Here is a 21,525-nt window from a genome sequence, read left to right as displayed (position 1 = left end):
TAATTAGCTTGTCTAGTTATTTTTTATAAACTCGATCGCGCGTGCAATTCTGTCGAGCGTTTTATCCTTGCCCAAGAGAGACAGCGTCACGTCAATTGCAGGCGAGACGCCCGTGCCGCATAAAGCCACCCGCAAGGGTTGAGCGACTTTGCCTAGATTCAACTGCAGTTGCTCCGAACTATTCAATACCACCTGATGTAAAGCTTCTGTTTTCCACTCCGCAAGTTCATCAAATCGGCTCCACAAGTGCTGTAGGACCTCTTCAACGCCGGCTTTAAAGTTTTTGTTGGCGGCTTTTTCGTCGTAGCTTTCAAAGTCACGATAGAAATACAAACTTTGGTCGGCCATATCGACCAGCGTTTTGCAGCGTTCGCGCTGGGCTTTGACAACGTCAGCCAATGCGGGGCCCGTGGTCGGATCGATCCCACGTTCGCCAAGATGCCAACTTAAATGATGTGCAACGTGAGCCGGATCGCTGTTCATAATGTATTGGTGATTCAGCCACAGCAGTTTTTCGGGATTAAATGTCGATGCTGAAACGTTGACTTTGTCCATATCGAACAACTGAATCATTTCGTCGATGCTGAACAACTCTTTGTCGCCATAAGACCATCCGAGACGTACCAAATAATTCAGCAAAGCTTCCGGTAAATAACCATCGTTTCGATATTGCATCACGCTGACCGCACCGTGCCGTTTAGACAGACGCGCGCCATCCGAGCCAAGAATCATCGGTACATGGGCGTAACTGGGTAATTGGGCTCCCAACGCTTTCAGGATATTGATTTGACGCGGCGTGTTGTTGACATGGTCGTCGCCGCGAATGACGTGCGTAATTCCCATATCCATATCATCGACCACCACGGTCAAATTATAGGTAGGCGTGCCGTCTGAGCGTGCGATGATCAAATCGTCCAGTTCTTTATTCGCGATCACGATGCGGCCTTTGATCAAATCATCGATAACGACTTCACCGTGTTCGGGATTTTTGAAGCGGATAACGCGTTCACCGTCTCCGTTCGCCCCATTCCGACATTTACCGTTATAACGCGGCTTTTGTTTGTTGGCTATCTGTTGCTCGCGCATCGATTCCAATTCTTCGCGGCTACAGTAGCAATAATAGGCGTCGCCCTGGTCGAGTAATTGCTGAATGACCTCTTTGTAGCGGTCGAAACGGTGGGTTTGATAAAAAGGACCTTCGTCATATTCCAGGCCCAGCCAGGTCATCCCTTCCAATATTGCGTTTACCGATTCCTGAGTAGAGCGCTCTAGGTCGGTATCTTCGATCCTAAGGACAAATTTTCCGCCGTGTTTACGGGCGTATAGCCATGAAAACAAGGCCGTTCTGGCGCCTCCTACATGTAAATAACCGGTGGGGCTTGGCGCAAATCGGGTTCTAATACTCATTACTGTTAAAGATCTGTTGATTACTTAGTGGTTAAAAATTTTTTGGCATATTCGTTAGGAATCGACTTCGACGCATTCAAACGCATGCCTTGGTAGTTAAACTGCACGCTTCCTTTTGCTGCTTGATTTTTGCCCAAGATCGCTAAAGACGTGCCATGGCCTTGCGTAGCAGCTTTTTCATACCACTGTGTTGCTTTGTTACGGTCGGCATCAACCCCGATACCCCGGTCATATAAAGCGCCCATCACAACCTGTGCATCGACCAAACCTTGGTCTGCGGCTTTTTGCATCCACATCGCGGCCAGTTTTTCGTCTTTTTCGATCCCTTCTCTCCCAAGCAGGTAAAGAGATGCTAACTTCGCTTGCGCCAGCGGGCTATTCTGCTCCGCCATTTGTTTGATCGCTTCGGTGTCCAGCGCCCATAAAGGGTTAACTGGTAAAAATATCAAAACTAAGCCAATAAATCGAGCTATTACATTCATTGCTGCGCTCCTCGCCATTAAACGAGTAATATTATTTCATGGTGCGAAGTTGAATACCTAAAAAGCTATATTAAAAAAAATGTTGTTTAATGCTAGACTCTGACCTACAAACTTTGTAGCTAACCGAAACAACAAAAACAATTAGGAGAAAATTAATGCAAAAGTCCTTAACCCTCACCGCGCTTATGGCCGGCGCAATATTATCTGGTTGTGCTACTCAATCGAGTAACACTTTCCAGCCTTTTCAAGCCGAAGATTTAAACGCGCAAGTTAAATCCGGGCTGCTGGTGCAAAAGACCAACAGTTTTTTCGTATTGAATGATTCGTCTTCATCCATGGGTAAAACCTATTTAAATTCAGCGGAATACAGTGGAACTAAATTGGATGTGGAAAAAAATCTACTGAACAAATTAAATAGCACCATTCCCAATATCCCTCTTTCTGCAGGTTTACGCAGTTTTGGTATGGGGCCTTGTACGGATTGGGGCGAAACAAAGTTAAATCAACCCATACAACAATATTCTGCTAGTGGCTTTGAAAGCGCAATTACTTCTTTGACATGTTCAAGCGGCGGTACGCCATTGGCCGAAGCGCTGGGTGTTGCCAAGTCCGATTTGGCCAATGCTTCCGGCAACATTGCCGTGATCGTTCTCAGCGACGGTATGGACGAAACCAATCCTGTACCTAATGCGGAAACATTGAAATCGCAATACGGGGATAGGCTGTGCATCTATACCGTATGGGTGGGGAATGAAAAGCAAGATGCGCTTGGGCGTGAAAGTCTGCAAATGGTGGCGGACGCGTCTAACTGCGGTTTTACAACTGACGCTAATGCCATCAGCAGTCCGGCTGGTATGAGCGAATTCGTTAAAAATGTCTTCTTTAACGCAGGCCAGCCGGTTCAAGACTGCTCGGTACTTGACGATGATAACGATGGCATTAACAATTGCAACGACAAGTGTCCGGACACGCCTACAGGTGCCAAAGTCGACAAGCATGGTTGCTGGGCATATCACGGTGTCTTCTTCGATTTTGATAAAGATACCATCAAGCCGGAATTTGAACCGTTGCTGCAAAACGCATCGCACGTTATGGAAATTAATCCCGGCTTGACTGTCGAGATTCAGGGACACACTGATAGCATGGGTACTGAAGAATATAACCTGGACCTATCGGATCGTAGAGCTAGAGCGGTGAAAAATGCGCTGGTCAACCGAGGCGTTGACGGTAGCCGCATGACAACGGTCGGGTACGGCGAATCTAAACCGGCTGAGTCAAACGATACCGAGGAAGGCCGCGCGTTTAACCGCCGCGTTGGTTTCGAACGTACCGACAAATAATTCGGTTTCGACTGATGTAAAAGGGAGGCTTAGCCTCCCTTTTTTTGTGAACCGTTATCGGTCTAAAATTTTTAATTCGCCGGGATGGCGGACCGGAATAATGAATTGATCTTTTTGTTTTATCGGCCAACCGCGCGCTTCAATTTTTTTCCCGACATATTTTCCGAGAGGCGGAAATAAATTCAGGTTTTCATTTTCGATACGGACGCCGGCTTTACCGGAAAACTTCAAGTAGCTGTATTTTTTAGTTTTTTTTAAGTCCTGTATACGCCCGGTGATCCGTTTCCAACCCCTGTAGTTATTTTTAGTCAATGACTTAACGTCTTTCCTAGCGTAGGCGGAATCATGCCATATGCCTAGGTTCTCCAGTTCGGCTTGATTTTGCGCCGCCAATAGGGCATCAACATATTTCAGGTTCGGTGGATAAATGTTGACTGTTGCCAAGCCCTCGCGCACTAATTCGAGGTTGATAAGACGTTTGTCGTCGGAAAAAACATAGGCTAACGAGCGTCGATACTTATCTTGTTTCTCGACGTCGTGCTCGAGCCGTACTTTTTTATGCTCTAATTGCCGTTGCAACCAAGCTTTTGCTTTTTCCCCTCCCGGTTCGGCTTCTTTGTTTCGGCCGGCTACTTCGGGCGTATTGATGCCTAAAAGTCTTACTTTCTGCCCCGACTTTAATAAGATCGTGTCGCCGTCGAAGACTTTTTCCACAATGACATAAGAATCGCTTGAATTAACTGATAAAATCTTGGCATGTTCTTGCTTACGATCGGAATAATGATGCCGCCCTTCATCATCGAACCATTCAAAAACTTGGGCCGATAAAATAGCCGGCATTAGTAATAAAATAGATGCCGTGTAAGTTGTGGTTTTGTTAAACATGTTTTCTACCTAATGACAGATCAACAGGTTATCAGCGCCACGCGAGCGTGGTTAAAATCATTTATCATTGCTTATAATATTTGCCCTTTTGCTAGCCGCGAACATCAAAGAAATAGCATTCGTTATCGGGTAGCCAGGCCGGAAAACTTAGAGAATGCCGTGCAAATATTGATCGAGGAATGCGTTTATTTAGACGCGAATCCCGAAACGGAAACGACTTTGTTGATTTTTCCGGAAATGTTTGACGATTTCGAAGATTATTTGGATATGGTGGCAATCGCCGACCGCCTCTTGATCGTTCAAAATTATGAAGGAATTTACCAACTGGCCAGTTTCCATCCCGACTACCGATTTGAAACGGAAGTCGAGGATCAAGAAGATCCGGCTCATTACACTAACCGGTCGCCGTATCCCATGTTGCATATCATCCGCGAAGACAGCATCGAGCGCGCATTGGAAAATTATCCCGATTCGGACAATATTCCTGCGCGTAACATCAAGTTGACGCGCGAATTGGGATTGAAAAAATTACAATCGTTGCTGGCTGCTACCTATTCGAAATGATGGCTGCCGTTTTTGTACCGGCGTTATGTAAAGTCAGTGTTTATTCAGCTTGCCTATTTACTCAGCCAAAGTCATCGTATATTCGACCGTCAATGGTGCATGATCGCTGAAGCGCTGATCTTTATAAATTCGGCAGGACCCGGCCGTATCCGCGAGCATGGGGGTCGCAATTTGGTAATCGATGCGCCAACCCACATTTTTGTCCCAAGCTCGGCCTCGATTACTCCACCAAGTATAGCAGGCATCCGTCGTATCGGGATGCAGGCGGCGGTAAACATCCACCCAGCCTAATTCATTTAAAACCTGGCCGAACCAAGCTCTTTCTTCAGGTAGAAATCCGGAATTTTTTTGGTTGCCGCGCCAATTTTTTAAATCTTCCTTTTGGTGAGCGATATTCCAATCTCCGCAGATTACCACCTCGCGGCCACTGGCTTTGAGCTCTGCCAAGTGCGGATAGAACCGTTCCATCACGCTGAATTTCATGGCCTGTCTTGCTTCGCCGCTGGAGCCTGAAGGCAGGTAGAGGGAAACAACTGAGAATTCACCGAATTGCGCCTCTAAGTAACGGCCTTCTGCATCGATATCGTCATGTCCCAGTCCTTCAATAATCCGGTCGGCGGCACGTTTGCTGTAAATGCCAACGCCGCTATATCCTTTTTTTTCAGCATAATGAAAATAGCCAAAATAACCTTGCGGTTGCAGCATTTCGTTGCTCATGTTGGCAGCCTGTGCTTTCAGCTCCTGCAGGCAAATGACGTCGGCGTCTTGTTGTTTCAGCCAATCGTAAAAACCTTTGCTTGCGGCGGAACGAATGCCGTTTAGGTTGACAGAAATTATGCGCATCGGATTTGATCAGGGCTTGTCAATGTTCGAACTGTCCCCCATTCTATCTAAAATGTAGAGGCGAAATGCTTCTTTGAATTCAGTTTATTGGGGTTTTACCGCTGGCTCATGTAAAATTCGGCATCTTTTGATTAATTTAGCAGTTAAAGCGATGAGCATAGAACTTAGAGGCACCACCATTCTGGCGGTCAGACGCGGAGACAAAGTCGTCATTGGTGGTGATGGGCAGGTCACCTTGGGCAATACCGTCATGAAAGGTAACGCCCGCAAAGTCAGACGTCTTTATCATGACAAAGTCATCGCCGGCTTTGCCGGAGCTACCGCCGATGCGTTTACTTTGTTTGAACATTTTGAAGGCAAGCTGGAAAAACATCGCGGCAATCTGATGCGGGCGGCCGTGGAAATGGCTAAAGACTGGCGTACGGATCGGGCGTTACGCCGGCTTGAAGCCCTGCTAATCATCGCCGATTCAAAAGCCTTATTGACTATTTCCGGTAACGGCGACGTCATAGAACCGGAAGGCGATTTCGTGGCCATCGGCTCCGGCGGTGCGTTCGCACAAAGCGCCGCCCGCGCGTTGCTGGAAAACACCGACTTGAGTGCTCGTGAGATAGTCGAGAAGTCCTTGGGCATTGCCGCCGACATTTGTATTTACACTAACCATAATCTGCGTATCGAGGAATTAGATACGGAGTCTTCAGCGCCAGGCCACGCCTAAGGGACCGGAGAAAGAACATACTATGAGTCAAATGACACCCAGAGAAATCGTCAGCGAATTAGATAAACATATCATCGGTCAAGCGGAAGCCAAGCGTTCCGTCGCCATTGCCCTGCGTAACCGCTGGCGCCGCAGTCAGGTGTCACCGGAACTGCGCGAGGAAATTACCCCGAAAAACATACTGATGATAGGGCCGACCGGCGTCGGTAAAACCGAGATTGCCCGCCGCCTGGCGAGGCTTGCCAACGCACCTTTCATCAAAATAGAAGCGACTAAGTTTACCGAAGTGGGTTATGTCGGGCGCGACGTCGAATCTATTATTCGAGACTTGGTCGATACTGCAGTCAAAATGACTCGGATGTCGGCGATGGAAAAAGTCGAAAATCTCGCTGCCGATGCCGCTGAAGAAAAAGTATTGGACATTCTTTTGCCGAGCGCCGAAGGCGGTATGCTATCGGAGTCGGAGCAGTCCACCCGTCAGAAAATGCGTAAAAAACTGCGCGAAGGCGATTTAGATGAAAAGGAAATTCAAGTCGATGTCGCCGCGCCGTCGGTCGGCGTGGAAATCATGGCGCCGCCGGGCATGGAGGAAATGACCAATCAGCTGCAAGGCATGTTCCAAAACCTCAGCAGCGGACGGACCAAGACGCGTAAATTGAAGATTAAGGACGCGCTGAAATTGTTGCAGGAAGAAGAAGCGGCCAAATTGGTGAACGAAGACGAAATCAAACAAAAAGCATTGGAAGCCGTCGAGCAACACGGTATCGTGTTTCTGGACGAGATCGACAAGATTTGCAAGCGCCAGGAAGTCAGTGGCGGTGAGGTGTCGCGCGAAGGGGTGCAACGCGATTTGCTGCCGCTGGTGGAAGGCAGCACCGTCACCACTAAATATGGTATGGTCAAAACCGACCATATTTTGTTTATCGCATCGGGTGCTTTTCATCTGACTAAGCCGTCGGATTTGATCCCTGAATTACAAGGCCGTTTCCCGATTCGGGTCGAATTAAGCGCACTGAGTGCCGATGACTTCGTTCGTATCTTAACCGAGCCCAATGCGTCGTTAACCGAGCAATATCAAGCGCTGTTGGCAACTGAAGGCGTCAATGTCGCGTTTTCGGAAGACGGTATCAAGCGTATCGCAGAACTGGGTTGGCAAGTTAACGAAACCGTAGAAAATATCGGCGCCCGCCGCTTGCACACCATATTGGAAAAACTGCTGGAGGAGATTTCCTTCAGTGCGCCGGATATGGTGGAAAAAACGATCAGTATAGACGCAGCTTATGTCGATGCCCATCTCGGCGAGCTGGCTGCCGACGAAGATCTTAGCCGCTATATTTTGTAATTTATGCGCATTAACATTAGCCCTTGCGGACATCAGCCCACCGAAATCAAACTGCATCAGGTTTCGGCGATATTGGAAGTTCATTTTGACGACGGCAGTATTTTCGAAATGCCGGCCGAATATCTACGGGTTTTCACACAGTCGGCCGAAGCAGTCGGTCACGGTCCGGGCCAGGAAACCCTGCAGTTCGGTAAAGAAGACGTTACTATCACCGATGTACGTCCGGTCGGCAATTACGCGATTGCCTTGACCTTTAGCGACGGTCACGATAGCGGCATCTATTCCTGGGATTTGCTGTATAAGCTGGGTTCGGAGTTTCCGCTGCTGTGGTCTCAATATTTGGAAACGCTGAAAGCGGCCGGCATCAGCCGTAAATCGCCCTTACACAATTAAAAGTTCATATGACCAACGAAGACACTACCCATTTCGGTTTTAAACAAGTTCCCAAACACCAGAAAGTCGCGTTGGTGCGCGGCGTTTTCGATTCGGTTGCCAATCAGTACGACCTGATGAACGACTTGATGTCCTTAGGTATTCACCGAATTTGGAAACGTATTGCCGTGCAACTGGCTAATGTGCGCGAAGGTGACCGGGTGCTGGACTTGGCCGGCGGTACCGGCGATTTGACGGTGCTGTACGAAAAAAGAGTGGGTAAAACGGGTCAAATTGTGCTGGCCGACATCAATGCGGCCATGCTGCGTACCGGTCGCGATCGCCTGATAAATCGAGGCTTGGCCGGTAATATTCGCTATGCTCAGGTCAATGCCGAGTGTCTGCCGTTCGCCGACAATAGCTTCGATTGCGTGACTATCGGTTTTGGATTGCGCAATGTCACCGATAAAGATGCCGCCTTGCGTTCTATGTATCGCGTACTGAAGCCGGGTGGACGGCTGATCGTACTGGAGTTTTCGCATCCTACCGATCCCGTCACCGAAAAGCTTTACGATTTTTATTCATTTAAATTGTTGCCTAAAATTGGTGCCGTCGTTGCGAAGGACGAAGACAGCTACCGCTATTTGGCCGAGTCCATTCGCATGCATCCTAGACAAGACGATCTGAAGCGCATGATGGAAGAGGCCGGATTTGAGCGTTGCGAGTATTTCAACATGACGCAAGGCATTGTCGCGGTGCATAGGGGGTATAAATTCTAAACCGCCTTGTTGCTCTCAGGGAAGACATGGCGCTTGGGAGGGTTGAACCCGGCGGAGCATGACCATTTCCAAGACCGGGGCCGGACGGCCTTTTATTCGGATGTTGATAACGGAGCTATCCGCGATTACCCAAAACAATTTAAACAACAGTTTCGCTAATGCCCAATGATTTTCTGCAGATCAAACCTTTACTCATAGCAGCCCTGGAAACCGGGATCAATGCTTATTTGATGTTGGATGATCGCCTGGAAGACTACCTGACGCCGATGGCAGGTAAAGTTCTGGCGGTGCATATCACATCGCTCGATCTGACTCTATATTTGTGTCCGGGCTACGGCCGGCTTCAGTTAATCGAACATTATGAAGGCGAGGCCGATGCAACCCTATGTGGTTCCTTATCGGCGTTGGGATTGATGGGCTTCAGCGCTACGCCGATGCGCTCGCTTTTTAAAGGCAAGGTCAAGATATCCGGCGACACTTTGCTTGCGCAAAAATTCCAACGTCTGTTTGAAAAATTGGATTTTAAGTTGGAAGCCAAGTTGGCAAGATATACCGGCGAGCGTTTCGCGCACGGATTGGCCGGCGTTTTACGCGGCAGTCGCGATTGGACCGAGCACAGTTTGACGAGCTTTCGTTTGAATTTGGAAGAATTTTTACAGGAAGAAACGCGCGATCTACCCGCTAAAGCCGAAGCCGAAATAATTTTTCAAGAAATCGATGCTTGTCGTTCGGATGTCGATCGCATCGAAGCACGTATCGATCGTCTGGTTTCCGCCGTGAAAAACGAAACCAAATCCGCTTAATAGCCCAAAGGTATCTATCGTGATTCGTCCTAAAACTCTCATGCGCCTCATTCATATCAATTGGGTGATGATGTCTCACGGCCTGGACGAAATTGTTTTAAAAACCCATTTATTTCGACCGATTCGATACTTGGTGTACCTGTCGCCGAGTTATTGGTTACGAAAAGCGCGAGAACCGCGCGGCGTCAGAATCCGGCGAACCCTGGAAGATTTAGGGCCGATTTATGTCAAGTTCGGCCAAGCGCTATCCACTCGAAAAGATTTGTTACCGGACGACATCGCTGAGGAACTGGTCAAGTTACAAGACCGGGTGCCGCCGTTTTCAACCGATACCGCAAGAGCCATCATTGAAGAACAGCTGGGACAGCCGGTTGAAGACGCTTTTGACGAATTCGATCCGCGGCCGTTGGCTTCCGCATCGGTGGCGCAGGTGCATACCGCTAAGCTGAAGACGGGCGAAAAAGTGATTGTCAAGGTATTGCGGCCCGATGTTGCGGACAAGATTCATTCCGACGTCGGGCTGTTATATGAATTAGCTCGGTTGGCTGAGCGTTTCTGGAGCGATGCCCGTCGCTTGCGGGCCACGGAGGTCGTAGCGGAGTTCGAAAAAACCATTCTCGATGAGCTCGACTTATTGCGGGAAGCCGCCAATGCCAGCGCGATCCGGAATAATTTCAAAGGCTCAGAATCGTTATATATTCCGGAAATCCATTGGCCTTTGACTCGCCGCAAAATATTGGTGATGGAGCGGATACACGGCATTCCGGTTGGCGATATTCAGGCACTACGCGACGGCAATGCCGATTTCAAGAAACTGGCGGAACGGGGTGTGGAAATCTTTTTTACTCAGGTGTTCCGCGACAATTTCTTCCATGCGGACATGCATCCCGGCAATATCTTTGTTGAATTGCCCGATAAATATCTAGCGGTGGATTTCGGCATTGTCGGTAGCTTGTCCGACTCGGACCAACGCTATTTGGCCGAAAACTTCTTAGCCTTTTTCAATCACGATTACCGTAAGGTAGCCCGCATGCACATCGAATCGGGCTGGGTTCCGCCGAGTACGCGGGTAGAGGAGTTCGAAGCCGCGATCCGTAGCGTTTGCGAACCGATCTTTGAAAAGCCGTTGAAGGATATTTCTTTCGGTTTGTTGCTGTTGCGCTTGTTTCAAACCGCTCGCCGTTTCGACATGGCGGTGCAGCCGCAATTGGTGTTGTTGCAGAAAACCTTGCTGAATATCGAAGGATTAGGTCGGCAGCTCTATCCCGATTTGGATTTGTGGCAGACCGCCAAGCCGTTTTTAGAGAACTGGTTTAAAGAGCGCGTGGGGCCTGCCGTAAAGGTGAGAGAGCTGTTTGGCAAGTTTCCGGAGATTACCGAACAGTTGCCGGAAATACCGAATTTGATTTTCCAGACTCTGCAAAGCAACGCCCACATGCAGCAACAGATATTGCGGCACAATCAGGAGATGGCGCAGTTGCGCAAACAGCTTAGCCGCAATAATCGTCGGACTTTATGGGCAATACTGACCAGTGCCGCTATGATCACCGCTGCAGTGTTACTGCAATCTCCATTATTGCATGGCTAACGCTTGAGCCATTTTTACTAATGCAGTATAGTGCGGTGCCATGAACACTCATTCACCAACCATAATATTGGCTTTTCAAAATTTGCCGATTGGCGGTTGGCTGTTGCTCGCCCTGTCTTTAAGATTGCTGCCCTGAGGGGCAAGCAATCTATCCTTATATATTTTAATAAATTACCCTTTTCTGTTTCTTCGGCGTCCACGCCGAACGTTTCATGACGGAGTTCTCATGAAAGATAAATTGATTATTTTCGATACAACCTTGCGTGACGGCGAACAAAGTCCGGGCGCGTCCATGACGCGCGATGAAAAAGTCCGCATCGCCAAAGCGTTGGAACGCATGAAAGTCGACGTGATCGAAGCAGGCTTCCCCGCCGCTAGTCAAGGGGACTTCGATGCTGTACAAGCCGTGGCGGGTTCGATTAAAGACAGCACCGTTTGCGGTTTGGCTAGAGCTTTGGATAAAGACATCGATCGCGCCGGCGAAGCGTTAAAAGGTGCTAATAGCTCGCGCATTCATACTTTCATCGCGACGTCGCCGATCCATATGCAGAAAAAACTGAATATGACGCCCGAACAAGTGATCGAGTATGCGGTGCGGGCCGTCAAACGGGCGCGGCAGTATACCGACAATGTCGAGTTTTCGCCGGAAGACGCCGGCCGTTCGGAAGAAGACTTCTTATGCCGGATTCTGGAAGCGGTCATCGATGCCGGTGCCCGGACATTGAACATTCCGGATACCGTCGGTTACAGCATGCCGCAACAGTTTGGCGCGACGATTGCCAATTTGATCAAGCGCATTCCGAACTCGGACAAGGCTATTTTCTCGGTGCATTGCCATAACGACCTGGGTTTGGCGGTGGCCAATTCATTGTCGGCGGTTATGAACGGTGCGCGGCAAGTGGAATGTACGATCAACGGCTTGGGCGAACGCGCCGGCAACGCCTCGCTGGAAGAGGTGGTGATGGCCGTGCGCACTCGCCAGGATTTCTTTCCCTGCGACACCGGTTTGGATACCCGCGAAATCGTGACTTGCTCCAAGCTGGTATCGTCGATTACGGGTTTCCCGGTGCAGCCGAACAAGGCCATCGTCGGAGCGAATGCATTTGCGCACGAGTCGGGCATACACCAAGACGGTGTCTTGAAAAACCGCGAAACCTACGAAATCATGCTGGCGGAAGACGTAGGCTGGACGACCAATCGCATGGTGTTGGGCAAGCATTCCGGCCGTAATGCATTTAAAACCCGTATGGCAGAACTGGGGGTTGATTTTGCCGGCGAAGCCGAATTGAATGATGCGTTCTTCCGCTTCAAGCAATTGGCGGACAAAAAGCACGATATCTTCGACGAGGACTTGCAGGCTTTGATTTCCGAACAAAGCTTCGAAGCCGAAGACGAATATATCAAGTTGGTATCGTTGAAGGTTTGTTCCGAAACCGGCGAAGTGCCGAACGCGACGGTTACCATTTGGCTCGACGGCAAGGAACTGACCGGCACCTCGCAGGGCGGCGGCGCGGTGGACGCCAGCTTAATGGCGATCGAGAGTCTGGTCAATACCGGTGCGACCTTGGCCTTGTATTCGGTCAATAACATCACGACCGGTACCGATGCCCAAGGCGAAGTGACCGTGCGTTTGGAGAAAGCCGGCCGTATCGTTAACGGGTCCGGCGCCGATACCGACATCGTGATTGCGTCGGCCAAGGCTTATATCAATGCGGTAAACAAGCTGCAAAGCCCGGATAAACGGCAGCATCCGCAAAAAGGCGATGTCTGACGCTAGGCTGTGATGGATAGCGCGACACGCTTGCAGTATCTGGAAGCGATGGGAATTGATGTTTGGGTGTCCAGGCATCAACCCCTCAATAAGCCGCCGTTGCTCAGCGGCGAAGCTTTGTCTCAAAACGCCGAAATGGATGAAGATAACGAAGTTCAGGATCGGCGGCTGGTGGCTGAGGTCGGACAGCCGTCGGCCTTAAACGAAGCCGGTGAGTCCTCCGCTTTTGTGCCGGACGAGATTGCGGGTTCCTCGTCGCCGGCATTGTTTGATGAAACGCGGTCCCACCGCGACGACGAAGGGACATGGTCCGATTTAAGAAAGGAAGTGGCGGCTTGCCGAGCTTGCAAACTATGCGAGACTCGCACACAAACTGTGTTTGGCGTCGGGAATCATCATGCCGACTGGATGCTGATCGGCGAAGCGCCGGGGCAAAATGAAGATTTACAGGGTGAGCCCTTTGTCGGCCGGGCCGGTCAACTATTAACCGAAATGTTGCGAGCGATCGGTTTGAAACGCGAACAGGTATTTATTGCGAATATGTTGAAATGCCGGCCGCCTAGCAACCGCGACCCGCAGGCCGAAGAAGTCGCAGCCTGCAATCATTTTTTACTGCGGCAAATTGAACTGGTACAACCTAAAATCATTCTTGCCGTCGGGCGTGTCGCCGCACAGAATTTACTCAAAACTCAGCAACCTTTGGCAAAATTGCGTGGCGTGGAGCACCGTTTTGGAAAATATCCGTTGGTGGTGGTGCACCACCCGGCTTATCTGTTACGTTCATTGACCGAAAAAGCCAAAGCCTGGGACGATTTGCAGTTTGCATGGTCTCTTTATCAATCACTCAAACAACAATAATTAGCTATGTGGAAATTGTTGCACAAACTGAAAGACTCCGTGATTTACGACGCCGACCGCGAGTTTTATGCCAAGGTATTTCCGGATTCGGTTCAGGCCAAAGATTTGATCAGGGTGCGCAAGATGGATCATGCCGATCTGCCCAGCGTATTGAAAATCGAAGCGATGAATTATCAATTTCCGTGGTCCGAAGGCGTATTCAAGGATTGTTTTCGGGCGATGAATTATATTAACTGGGTTTGCGAAGTGCCCGACGACGTGATTGTCGGCTATTGCATTTTATCTGTTATGGCGGGGGAGGCGCATATCATGAACATCAGCGTCAGCCCGGATTTTCAGCGGCAAGGCGCCGCCCGCAAGATGATGGAGCGCGTCATCGAATATGCGCGGCCAAGAGCGGAAACGTTATTTTTGGAGGTGCGCCCTAGCAACGTGGGGGCGGTTTCCTTGTATCGGTCAGTCGGGTTCAGAGAGATCGGCGTACGCAAAGGTTATTATCCCGCTAAGGACGGCAGGGAAGACGCGATCATGTTTGCGCTGGATTTAGTGCCGATGTTGTAGGCCGATGTTCAGAGCGTCGATGCGATAACCCGCTCGCCGTGGCTTCGTTCATTTGCCTATAAATAGGCGCGGATGATGCTGTTTTATACGGGCGGTTCTGTGTGATAATGCCTCTTTTCTCCAATCACAGATTTTCCGGGTACAGAAATGGATGAGAACAAGAAAAAAGCGTTAGGCGCCGCATTGATGCAAATCGAAAAACAGTTCGGCAAGGGTTCTGTGATGCGGATGGGCGATGTCGCCGCGACCCGCGATGTCGAAGTCGTATCCACCGGTTCATTGACCGTCGATATCGCCTTGGGCTGCGGCGGTTTGCCGCGTGGGCGTATCATCGAAATCTACGGGCCGGAATCGTCCGGTAAAACCACGCTAACCTTACAAACCATCGCCCAGATGCAAAAGTTGGGCGGTACGGCTGCTTTCGTCGATGCGGAGCATGCGCTCGACCCTGTCTATGCCGAAAAAATCGGCGTCAATATCGACGATTTGCTGGTCTCGCAACCGGATACCGGCGAGCAGGCCCTGGAAATCACCGATATGCTGGTCCGTTCCGGCGCGGTCGACATCGTCGTGATCGACTCGGTCGCGGCTTTGACGCCGAAAGCCGAAATCGAAGGCGACATGGGCGACTCGCACATGGGTCTGCAGGCGCGTTTGATGTCGCAAGCCTTGCGCAAGCTGACCGCCAACATCAAACGTTCCAATACTTTGGTGATTTTCATTAACCAGCTCCGGATGAAAATCGGCGTGATGTTCGGCAATCCGGAAACCACCACCGGCGGTAACGCACTTAAGTTCTATTCTTCGGTGCGCATGGACATTCGCCGCATCGGTTCGATCAAGAAAGGCGACGAGGTGATCGGCAACGAAACCCGGGTCAAAATCGTCAAAAACAAGGTCGCGCCGCCGTTTAAACAAGCCGATTTCGAGATTTTGTACGGCGAAGGCGTATCCTTCTACGGCGAATTGGTCGATCTCGGTGTCGAGTTCGGTTTCGTGCAAAAATCCGGTTCTTGGTACAGCTATAAGGACGAGAAAATCGGCCAAGGCAAGGAAAACGCCAAGCAATTTTTGCGGGACAATCCGGAAAAAGCAACAGAATTGGAAAAAGCGATTCGCGAAAAAGCCTTCGCCGGGCGCGTGACTTCGGCACCGGCGCACAATGATGCGGATGCAGAGTTCGTCGACGGCGATTGAGCGGCGGCGGCAGGCCGAAGCGATATGCTTAAGATTGCTGGCGCGGCGCGAGCACAGCCAAAAAGAGTTACTGGACAAACTCGCTCAACGCGGATTTAGGCACGAGGACGTAGAGCCGGTCGTCGCCAGCTTGGCCGAAAAAAATTGGCAAAACGACGGTCGCTATGCGGAAAGCTATGTGCGTCAACGCATCGCCGCTGGCTACGGCCCGATACGCATACGCTACGAACTCCAGCAGCGCGGCATAGGCGACGTCGATTTGGACGAACAGGCCGACGAATTAGGTGGTTGGCAAGTTTTGTTGACAGAGCTGTACCATAGAAAATACGACGATCATAAGTCGGTGCCGCAAAATGAATGGTTAAAACGCACCCGGTTTTTGCAGCAACGCGGATTTAGCGCCGAAATGATAAAACGCCTGTTTGCGGAATCGAATATAAAGATATCTAGGTAAATTCCAATCTGAATTTAGTTACAAAATAACCGACGTATCCATGATGAAAAAAATGACCAGTGCGGAATTACGGACCGCCTTTTTGGAGTTTTTCCGGCAACGCGGCCATGCGATCCGCCCTTCCAGTTCTCTGGTGCCGGGTAACGATCCGACGCTGTTATTCACCAACGCCGGCATGGTGCAGTTCAAAGACGTATTTCTGGGCCGGGAAAAAGTCGATTTCAACCGCGCCGCGACCAGTCAGCGTTGCGTTCGGGCCGGCGGCAAGCATAACGATTTGGAGAACGTCGGTTATACCGCGCGCCATCACACTTTCTTCGAAATGCTGGGCAATTTCAGCTTCGGCGATTATTTCAAGCGCGAAGCGATTCATTTCGCGTGGGATTTTTTGACCAAGGAGTTGGGCTTACCGGCGGAGCGTTTATGGGTGACCGTATTCGACGAAGATTCGGAAGCCGAAGCCATCTGGTTGGAAGAGGTCAAAGTCGACCCGACCCGCTTTTCGCGCATCGGCGCCAAAGACAATTTCTGGTCCATGGGCGATGTCGGTCCTTGCGGACCTTGCACCGAAATCTTCTACGATCACGGCGAGCATATTGCCGGAGGACCTCCCGGCAGTCCCGACGAAGACGGCGACCGCTACATCGAAGTCTGGAACCTGGTGTTCATGCAATACGACCGCGACAAGGACGGCAACCTGACGCCGCTGCCGGCGCCGTCGGTCGATACCGGCATGGGCCTGGAGCGCATCGCCGCTGTGATGCAAGGCGTGCACAGCAATTACGAAATCGATCTGTTCCGGAGTTTGCTGAAAGCGGCCGCGAAATTGGCCGGCACGGACAATCTGGACAACAGTTCGCTTCGCGTCATCGCCGACCACATCCGCTCTTGCGCATTCTTGGTGGCCGACGGCGTGCTGCCGTCCAACGAAGGCCGCGGCTACGTGCTGCGCCGTATCGTGCGCCGCGCGATCAGACATGGCTACCGCTTGGGCATACGGGAAATTTTCTTTTACCAATTAGTCGCGCCGCTGGTGGCCGAAATGGGCGAGGCTTACCCTGAACTGACCAAGGCGCAAGAGCAAGTCGAGCGGGTGCTCAAGAAAGAGGAAGAGCGCTTTGCCGAGACGCTGGAACAAGGGATGAAGATACTCGAAGCCTGTGTTGCCAAACTCGACGGCCATGTGATTCCGGGCGACGTCGTGTTCCAGTTGTACGACACCTATGGTTTTCCGGTCGATCTGACCGCGGATTTCGCCCGCGAGCATAACCTAAGCGTGGATCATGCCGGTTTCGAAGTGGAAATGAGCGCCCAGCGCGACCGCGCCCGCGCCGGCGGCGGTTTTGCCGCCGATTACGATCAAGATATCAAGCACGACAGCGAAACCGAATTCACAGGCTACTATAGCTTGAACGGCTCGGTTGAAATCGTCGGTTTGTTCAAAAAAGGCCAGTCGGTCGAAAGCCTGGAGACCGGCGACGAAGGCGTCGTGATATTGGACCAAACCCCGTTTTATGCCGAATCCGGCGGCCAAGTGGGCGACACCGGCGTGATCGAGTGCGGCGGCGCCGTGTTCGAGGTCCAGGACACCCAAAAACAGGGCGGCACGCTGTTCCTGCACAAGGGTAAGGTCGTGCAAGGCACGATCAATACCGGCCAGGCCTGCGAGGTTGGTGTCGACGAAGAGGCGCGCAAAGCCACCGAACGCAACCATTCCGCCACGCATTTATTGCATGCCGCGTTACGCAAGACGCTGGGCGAGCATGTCGCGCAAAAAGGTTCTCTGGTCAATGCGGAACGCTTGCGCTTCGACTTTTCGCATTTCGAGCCGATGACGGCAGAGGAAATCGCTACCATAGAGGACATGGTCAACGAACAGATTCGTTTGAACAATCCGGTCGCGGCCGAAGTGATGGCTAAGGACGAGGCGATGCAAGCCGGGGCGATGGCTTTGTTCGGGGAAAAATACGGCGACGAAGTGCGGGTGCTGAAGATAGGCGATTTTTCCACCGAGCTGTGCGGCGGCACTCACGTCAATCGAGCGGGCGATATCGGCTTGTTCAAGATCATAGGCGAAACCGGCGTCGCGGCCGGCGTCAGGCGCTTGGAAGCCGTGACCGGCAAGGCCGCGCTGGAATGGGTCGAGCAGCGCGAAAAAGCCTTGCAGAGCATTGCCGGCGCGCTGAAAACCTCGGCCGACAAAGCCGCGGATAAAGTCCAGCAGTTGCTGGAAAAAAACCGCAGTCTGGAAAAAGAACTGGAAAAGCTGAAAGCCAAGCTGGCCAGTTCGGCCGGCGACGAATTGACCGCGCAGGCCGTCGACGTCAACGGCGTCAAGGTGCTGGCCGTCAAGGTTGACGACGTCGACCCCAAAGCCTTGCGCGACTTGGCCGATCAATTAAAAAACAAACTCGGAACGGCGGCATTGGTATTGGCGGTGGTTGCGGGCGACAAAGTCAGCCTGATCGCGAGCGTTTCCAAGGACACGACCGATAAAGTCAAAGCCGGCGAATTGGTCAACTTCGTGGCCACGCAGGTCGGCGGCAAAGGCGGCGGACGTCCGGACATGGCGCAGGCCGGCGGTAACGATCCGGCCAATTTGGCGGCAGCCTTGCAGGCCGTGCCGGAATGGGTCAAACAGCGCCTGGCCTAATCGCTTTACCGATTTCTCTCACTTCCCATATTTAACCGCTATCACTTCGAAATCTGAGGTGATAGCGGCGTAGTCCTCAACAATCAGCAGCCGGCCAAAAGGGGGCTTTGATAACATGCTTTATCGCAAGACCTGCCCTCTATCTGCTTATTGCCCTTCTGTGCGCTTACGATGAACAAAACGGTGATGATAGAATCCCAATTTCGCTATGTCAGCAGATGATTACAGCTTGTCCAGGGAAAAGCACATGAATAAAAGTCGAAAATTAGTCTTACATGCAACGTTTATGCTTGCCGCGGTGTTTGCAAGCGGCGATGCTTATTCTTACGCACTCGATTTCGGTTCGGCTGGCGAGTTCAACGTGTTTGTTCTGGGAGACATGACCGCTGCGAACTCTGATATAGAGGGGCGCTTGGCGGTGGGTGGGAACCTAAGCCTGGACAATTATTCCATCGGCATGAAGTTGTCTAACTCGCTTGGAACCCGGGATGACTTGGTGGCCGGTGGAAATCTAAACTTGACCAATTCGCGTATCTACAACGGAAACGCTCGTAGCGGTGGAATCGCTAACATCGCGGAAACCGCCGGTTTTTACAGTGACGATGATCCCAATCGGCCGAATGGCAGTTACATTGCAGGTAATCCGATCGACTTTACTTCGGTGGCGCAGGAGCTAATCGCGAAGTCTTCTGCGTGGAGCGCTTTAAGCACTAACGGCAGCCAGACGAGTCTGGATGAATGGGGGAATCTCAAGCTAACCGGGTACGATACCAATTTCAATGTCTTTTCCGTAAGCGCTAGCGACTTAGCCATCACTACGTCGTTTTGGATAGACGTGCCCGACAACGCCAAAACATTGGTCAATATCAGCGGCACCGATGTCAGCATGAGTAACTTTGGTTTCTTTCGTTCAGATGCCAATGGCGAAAGGGTGCAAGTTAAAGACAATGGCCAGGATAGCTTTTTTACCCAGGCGGTGATTTTTAATCTTTTCGGTGCAACCACGTTAAACCTTAATGCGATCGGTATCGAAGGCAGTTTGCTGGCGCCCTTGGCTAATACCGAATTCTATAACGGTCAGATCAATGGCAATCTTATTTTAGGTTCGCTTAATCTTGTGCCTGGCCAATACACCGGCGAAGCGCATAATGTCCCATTCTTGACGGCTCAAGTACCCGCGCCTGCCGTTGGTTGGATATTGTTGTTTTTTGTGCCTCTCATGCGGCAAAAACGCTGTGCGTCTATTGTTTCAAGGGAACGGTAACGTATATCTTCTAAACGTTTTCCTGCCTGTCAGCCGGAATCTTCCGTTTGGTTAAAGATTACGGTACAAAGGGGCTAGGTCTTGTAGTCATGCATTATTACAAGACCTGAATCGTTTTCTTTTTTCTTGCGATGACTTTCTTGATTTTCGTTGGGATTGCACTCTCGTCCGCTTAGCGGTAGAAATAAGCGATGTTGAGCATCGGGAGACGCCATGACTGATTTTAACGGTATCCGCGGGATGTTGTTCGATCTGGACGGCGTATTTTACGTCGGCGATCGGATGATAGCCTGCGCCGACAAACTGATCGCGCGGCTAAAGCAAAAACAGATTCCGTGCCGTTACGTCACGAATACCACGACTCAAACCCGTTCGGCTATAGCCGATAAACTGCAAGCGATGGGCTTGCCGATTCAGGTCGGCGAGATCGTCAGCACGCCGTCGGCGGCGCTGTCTTATCTGCGGCAACAAGCTTATCGTTCCTGTTACTTGCTGGTCGACGAAAGGATCAAGCAGGAATTTGAGGATTTTCCCCGGGATGAAACGCAGCCGGATGCGGTCGTGATCGGCGATATCGGCGACGCCTGGAATTACGATCTATTGAACAAGGCGTTCTTGATGCTGAAAGGCGGCTCGCAACTGATTGCGCTGCATAAAAACAAGTTTTGGCAGACTGAAGACGGTTTGCGCATGGATATCGGCGCATTCGTTGCCGGCCTGGAGTATGTGACCGACAGACCGGCGGTCGTCATCGGCAAACCTTCGCCGGCCTTTTTCCGCTTGGCGGTCGACCAGTTAAAACTGCCCGCGTCCGATGTGCTGATGATAGGCGACGACATCGATTCCGATGTGGGCGGCGCGCAGCAGGCCGGCTTGAAAGCCGCATTGGTGCGCACCGGAAAATACCGGGAAGAGTACGCGAAATCGTCGGCGGTGCGGCCCGATTGGATACTCGATTCCGTGGCGGACTTGATCGATTTGATTTAGCTGGTCTCAATACGCGAATTGAATCGGGCTGTGACGGCGGAATAGAACTTTTTCTCCGGCCTCTCGTTAGAGGGGGGCAATAATAATGAGAGCGACAGAATGTGGCGCGGGACGAATCGTATTCGGTCGTGCTTATCGATAGAGCCTTCGTAGATTAGTGAAAGCGTAACCGGAGAAACGATAGTCGTAACATTCGTGCGATTACGCTAGGCTAATCGCACTTACGGCCTTGCATGATTTCCCGGAAAAAGCGAGTGAAGGATATTAACAATGATGAAGTCAAAAATTACCGCTGAATTAATTCAATTTACTCCAAAGCCCTGATGGTACACCATTCAAGGGGGAGCATTGATTGTTGCCGGGATAATCATTGCAGCCTTATGCATCGTTTCACCTGATGTTTATATGTTTGGCGTAAACGCATCTTGGGCGCCAATTATCGGCATTATTGTCGTATTAGTAGGCGTATTCGGATGTATTGATGGTTTAGCTTCTGAAAATGCGCAAGGATTTTCGTTCAATATGCAAGGCGGCGTGTTGGACGTTATTACGGGAATTCTGGTGTAACTACTCGCGCGCGCTAGCGGTAGCATCGCCCGCCAAGGCCATTTGAATAGCGATGAGTGGATTATATCCCCGGTTGGCCATGGTTTGCAG

Annotated in this window: 21 protein-coding genes; 17 read left to right on the top strand and 4 right to left on the bottom strand. The window is 50.9% G+C overall.

The features are described from left to right. Window positions 1-12 precede the first annotated feature (12 nt). Complete coding sequence (gltX, locus tag ACW73I_RS18825; protein WP_458030978.1) at window positions 13-1,407, bottom strand: glutamate--tRNA ligase; 1,395 nt, start codon at window positions 1,405-1,407, stop codon at window positions 13-15. A gap of 20 nt (window positions 1,408-1,427) precedes the next feature. Then, entirely contained in the window at window positions 1,428-1,889 is a 462-nt protein-coding gene (locus ACW73I_RS18820) for a tetratricopeptide repeat protein (RefSeq protein WP_458030977.1), read from the bottom strand. A gap of 155 nt (window positions 1,890-2,044) precedes the next feature. On the opposite strand from ACW73I_RS18820, the gene ACW73I_RS18815 reads away from it, so the two are divergent. Then, complete coding sequence (locus ACW73I_RS18815; protein WP_458030976.1) at window positions 2,045-3,229, top strand: OmpA family protein; 1,185 nt, start codon at window positions 2,045-2,047, stop codon at window positions 3,227-3,229. Window positions 3,230-3,283: 54 nt separating this feature from the next. Here ACW73I_RS18815 and ACW73I_RS18810 read toward each other — a convergent pair whose 3' ends face one another. Beyond that, the gene (locus ACW73I_RS18810) at window positions 3,284-4,114 is read right to left on the bottom strand and encodes a thermonuclease family protein (protein ID WP_458030975.1); all 831 of its coding nucleotides are present in this window, start codon (window positions 4,112-4,114) and stop codon (window positions 3,284-3,286) included. A 12-nt stretch (window positions 4,115-4,126) separates the two neighbouring features. On the opposite strand from ACW73I_RS18810, the gene ACW73I_RS18805 reads away from it, so the two are divergent. Continuing rightward, complete coding sequence (locus ACW73I_RS18805) at window positions 4,127-4,678, top strand: DUF1415 domain-containing protein (protein WP_458030974.1); 552 nt, start codon at window positions 4,127-4,129, stop codon at window positions 4,676-4,678. 57 nt (window positions 4,679-4,735) lie between these two features. On the opposite strand, the gene ACW73I_RS18800 is transcribed toward ACW73I_RS18805, so the two are convergent. Next, window positions 4,736-5,521 carry an exodeoxyribonuclease III gene (locus ACW73I_RS18800; protein ID WP_458030973.1) on the bottom strand — a complete coding sequence of 262 codons (786 nt, stop codon included), beginning with the start codon at window positions 5,519-5,521 and terminating at the stop codon, window positions 4,736-4,738. Window positions 5,522-5,672: 151 nt separating this feature from the next. Here ACW73I_RS18800 and hslV point away from each other — a divergent pair, with 151 nt between their 5' ends. The 15 genes from hslV to ACW73I_RS18725 all read left to right on the top strand — a co-directional run bounded on the left by hslV (window position 5,673) and on the right by ACW73I_RS18725 (window position 21,435). Continuing rightward, window positions 5,673-6,239 (top strand): ATP-dependent protease subunit HslV, encoded by a 567-nt coding sequence (gene hslV / locus ACW73I_RS18795; RefSeq protein ID WP_458030972.1) that lies wholly within the window; start codon window positions 5,673-5,675, stop codon window positions 6,237-6,239. Between the two features lie 22 nt (window positions 6,240-6,261). Further along, entirely contained in the window at window positions 6,262-7,581 is a 1,320-nt protein-coding gene (hslU, locus tag ACW73I_RS18790) for an ATP-dependent protease ATPase subunit HslU (RefSeq protein WP_458030971.1), read from the top strand. Window positions 7,582-7,584: 3 nt separating this feature from the next. Beyond that, window positions 7,585-7,974: a gamma-butyrobetaine hydroxylase-like domain-containing protein gene (locus ACW73I_RS18785; RefSeq protein ID WP_458030970.1), complete on the top strand. Its 390-nt coding sequence runs from the start codon at window positions 7,585-7,587 to the stop codon at window positions 7,972-7,974. Between the two features lie 8 nt (window positions 7,975-7,982). Further along, complete coding sequence (gene ubiE / locus ACW73I_RS18780; RefSeq protein WP_458030969.1) at window positions 7,983-8,732, top strand: bifunctional demethylmenaquinone methyltransferase/2-methoxy-6-polyprenyl-1,4-benzoquinol methylase UbiE; 750 nt, start codon at window positions 7,983-7,985, stop codon at window positions 8,730-8,732. Between the two features lie 158 nt (window positions 8,733-8,890). After that, window positions 8,891-9,535, top strand: a complete 645-nt coding sequence (locus tag ACW73I_RS18775) for a ubiquinone biosynthesis accessory factor UbiJ (RefSeq protein WP_458030968.1) — start codon at window positions 8,891-8,893, stop codon at window positions 9,533-9,535. A 19-nt stretch (window positions 9,536-9,554) separates the two neighbouring features. After that, window positions 9,555-11,123 carry a ubiquinone biosynthesis regulatory protein kinase UbiB gene (gene ubiB, locus ACW73I_RS18770; RefSeq protein WP_458030967.1) on the top strand — a complete coding sequence of 523 codons (1,569 nt, stop codon included), beginning with the start codon at window positions 9,555-9,557 and terminating at the stop codon, window positions 11,121-11,123. A 226-nt stretch (window positions 11,124-11,349) separates the two neighbouring features. Further along, window positions 11,350-12,894 (top strand): 2-isopropylmalate synthase, encoded by a 1,545-nt coding sequence (locus ACW73I_RS18765; protein ID WP_458030966.1) that lies wholly within the window; start codon window positions 11,350-11,352, stop codon window positions 12,892-12,894. 12 nt (window positions 12,895-12,906) lie between these two features. Further along, a complete protein-coding gene (locus tag ACW73I_RS18760) occupies window positions 12,907-13,752 on the top strand; it encodes a uracil-DNA glycosylase (protein ID WP_458030965.1) in 846 nt (281 codons plus the stop codon). Between the two features lie 6 nt (window positions 13,753-13,758). Further along, window positions 13,759-14,313: a ribosomal protein S18-alanine N-acetyltransferase gene (gene rimI, locus ACW73I_RS18755; RefSeq protein ID WP_458030964.1), complete on the top strand. Its 555-nt coding sequence runs from the start codon at window positions 13,759-13,761 to the stop codon at window positions 14,311-14,313. 147 nt (window positions 14,314-14,460) lie between these two features. Then, entirely contained in the window at window positions 14,461-15,510 is a 1,050-nt protein-coding gene (gene recA, locus ACW73I_RS18750; RefSeq protein ID WP_458030963.1) for a recombinase RecA, read from the top strand. Beyond that, window positions 15,485-15,964 (top strand): regulatory protein RecX, encoded by a 480-nt coding sequence (locus ACW73I_RS18745; protein ID WP_458030962.1) that lies wholly within the window; start codon window positions 15,485-15,487, stop codon window positions 15,962-15,964. The genes recA and ACW73I_RS18745 overlap by 26 nt, the downstream gene beginning before the upstream one ends. Window positions 15,965-16,007: 43 nt before the next feature. After that, a complete protein-coding gene (gene alaS, locus ACW73I_RS18740) occupies window positions 16,008-18,617 on the top strand; it encodes an alanine--tRNA ligase (RefSeq protein ID WP_458030996.1) in 2,610 nt (869 codons plus the stop codon). Between the two features lie 247 nt (window positions 18,618-18,864). Beyond that, window positions 18,865-19,881, top strand: a complete 1,017-nt coding sequence (locus tag ACW73I_RS18735) for a choice-of-anchor A family protein (protein WP_458030961.1) — start codon at window positions 18,865-18,867, stop codon at window positions 19,879-19,881. Between the two features lie 213 nt (window positions 19,882-20,094). Continuing rightward, a complete protein-coding gene (locus ACW73I_RS18730) occupies window positions 20,095-20,868 on the top strand; it encodes a TIGR01458 family HAD-type hydrolase (protein WP_458030960.1) in 774 nt (257 codons plus the stop codon). Between the two features lie 348 nt (window positions 20,869-21,216). Beyond that, window positions 21,217-21,435, top strand: coding sequence for a hypothetical protein (locus ACW73I_RS18725; protein ID WP_458030959.1), 219 nt, complete (start codon window positions 21,217-21,219; stop codon window positions 21,433-21,435). Window positions 21,436-21,525: the final 90 nt, after the last annotated feature.

The organism is Methylomonas sp. MgM2 (genome assembly GCF_054172045.1).
The sequence above is the reverse complement of the archived record's forward strand: the minus strand, read 5'-3'. Positions and strand labels throughout refer to the sequence as shown.

Excerpts from the sequence above, each read along its gene's own strand:
- gltX (WP_458030978.1), bottom strand. The coding sequence starts at position 1,407 with ATGAGTATTAGAACCCGATTTGCGCCAAGCCCCACCGGTTATTTACAT.
- ACW73I_RS18820 (WP_458030977.1), bottom strand. The coding sequence starts at position 1,889 with ATGAATGTAATAGCTCGATTTATTGGCTTAGTTTTGATATTTTTACCA.
- ACW73I_RS18815 (WP_458030976.1), top strand. The coding sequence starts at position 2,045 with ATGCAAAAGTCCTTAACCCTCACCGCGCTTATGGCCGGCGCAATATTA.
- ACW73I_RS18810 (WP_458030975.1), bottom strand. The coding sequence starts at position 4,114 with ATGTTTAACAAAACCACAACTTACACGGCATCTATTTTATTACTAATG.
- ACW73I_RS18805 (WP_458030974.1), top strand. The coding sequence starts at position 4,127 with ATGACAGATCAACAGGTTATCAGCGCCACGCGAGCGTGGTTAAAATCA.
- ACW73I_RS18800 (WP_458030973.1), bottom strand. The coding sequence starts at position 5,521 with ATGCGCATAATTTCTGTCAACCTAAACGGCATTCGTTCCGCCGCAAGC.
- hslV (WP_458030972.1), top strand. The coding sequence starts at position 5,673 with ATGAGCATAGAACTTAGAGGCACCACCATTCTGGCGGTCAGACGCGGA.
- hslU (WP_458030971.1), top strand. The coding sequence starts at position 6,262 with ATGAGTCAAATGACACCCAGAGAAATCGTCAGCGAATTAGATAAACAT.
- ACW73I_RS18785 (WP_458030970.1), top strand. The coding sequence starts at position 7,585 with ATGCGCATTAACATTAGCCCTTGCGGACATCAGCCCACCGAAATCAAA.
- ubiE (WP_458030969.1), top strand. The coding sequence starts at position 7,983 with ATGACCAACGAAGACACTACCCATTTCGGTTTTAAACAAGTTCCCAAA.
- ACW73I_RS18775 (WP_458030968.1), top strand. The coding sequence starts at position 8,891 with ATGCCCAATGATTTTCTGCAGATCAAACCTTTACTCATAGCAGCCCTG.
- ACW73I_RS18765 (WP_458030966.1), top strand. The coding sequence starts at position 11,350 with ATGAAAGATAAATTGATTATTTTCGATACAACCTTGCGTGACGGCGAA.
- ACW73I_RS18760 (WP_458030965.1), top strand. The coding sequence starts at position 12,907 with ATGGATAGCGCGACACGCTTGCAGTATCTGGAAGCGATGGGAATTGAT.
- rimI (WP_458030964.1), top strand. The coding sequence starts at position 13,759 with ATGTGGAAATTGTTGCACAAACTGAAAGACTCCGTGATTTACGACGCC.
- recA (WP_458030963.1), top strand. The coding sequence starts at position 14,461 with ATGGATGAGAACAAGAAAAAAGCGTTAGGCGCCGCATTGATGCAAATC.
- ACW73I_RS18745 (WP_458030962.1), top strand. The coding sequence starts at position 15,485 with ATGCAGAGTTCGTCGACGGCGATTGAGCGGCGGCGGCAGGCCGAAGCG.
- alaS (WP_458030996.1), top strand. The coding sequence starts at position 16,008 with ATGAAAAAAATGACCAGTGCGGAATTACGGACCGCCTTTTTGGAGTTT.
- ACW73I_RS18735 (WP_458030961.1), top strand. The coding sequence starts at position 18,865 with ATGAATAAAAGTCGAAAATTAGTCTTACATGCAACGTTTATGCTTGCC.
- ACW73I_RS18730 (WP_458030960.1), top strand. The coding sequence starts at position 20,095 with ATGACTGATTTTAACGGTATCCGCGGGATGTTGTTCGATCTGGACGGC.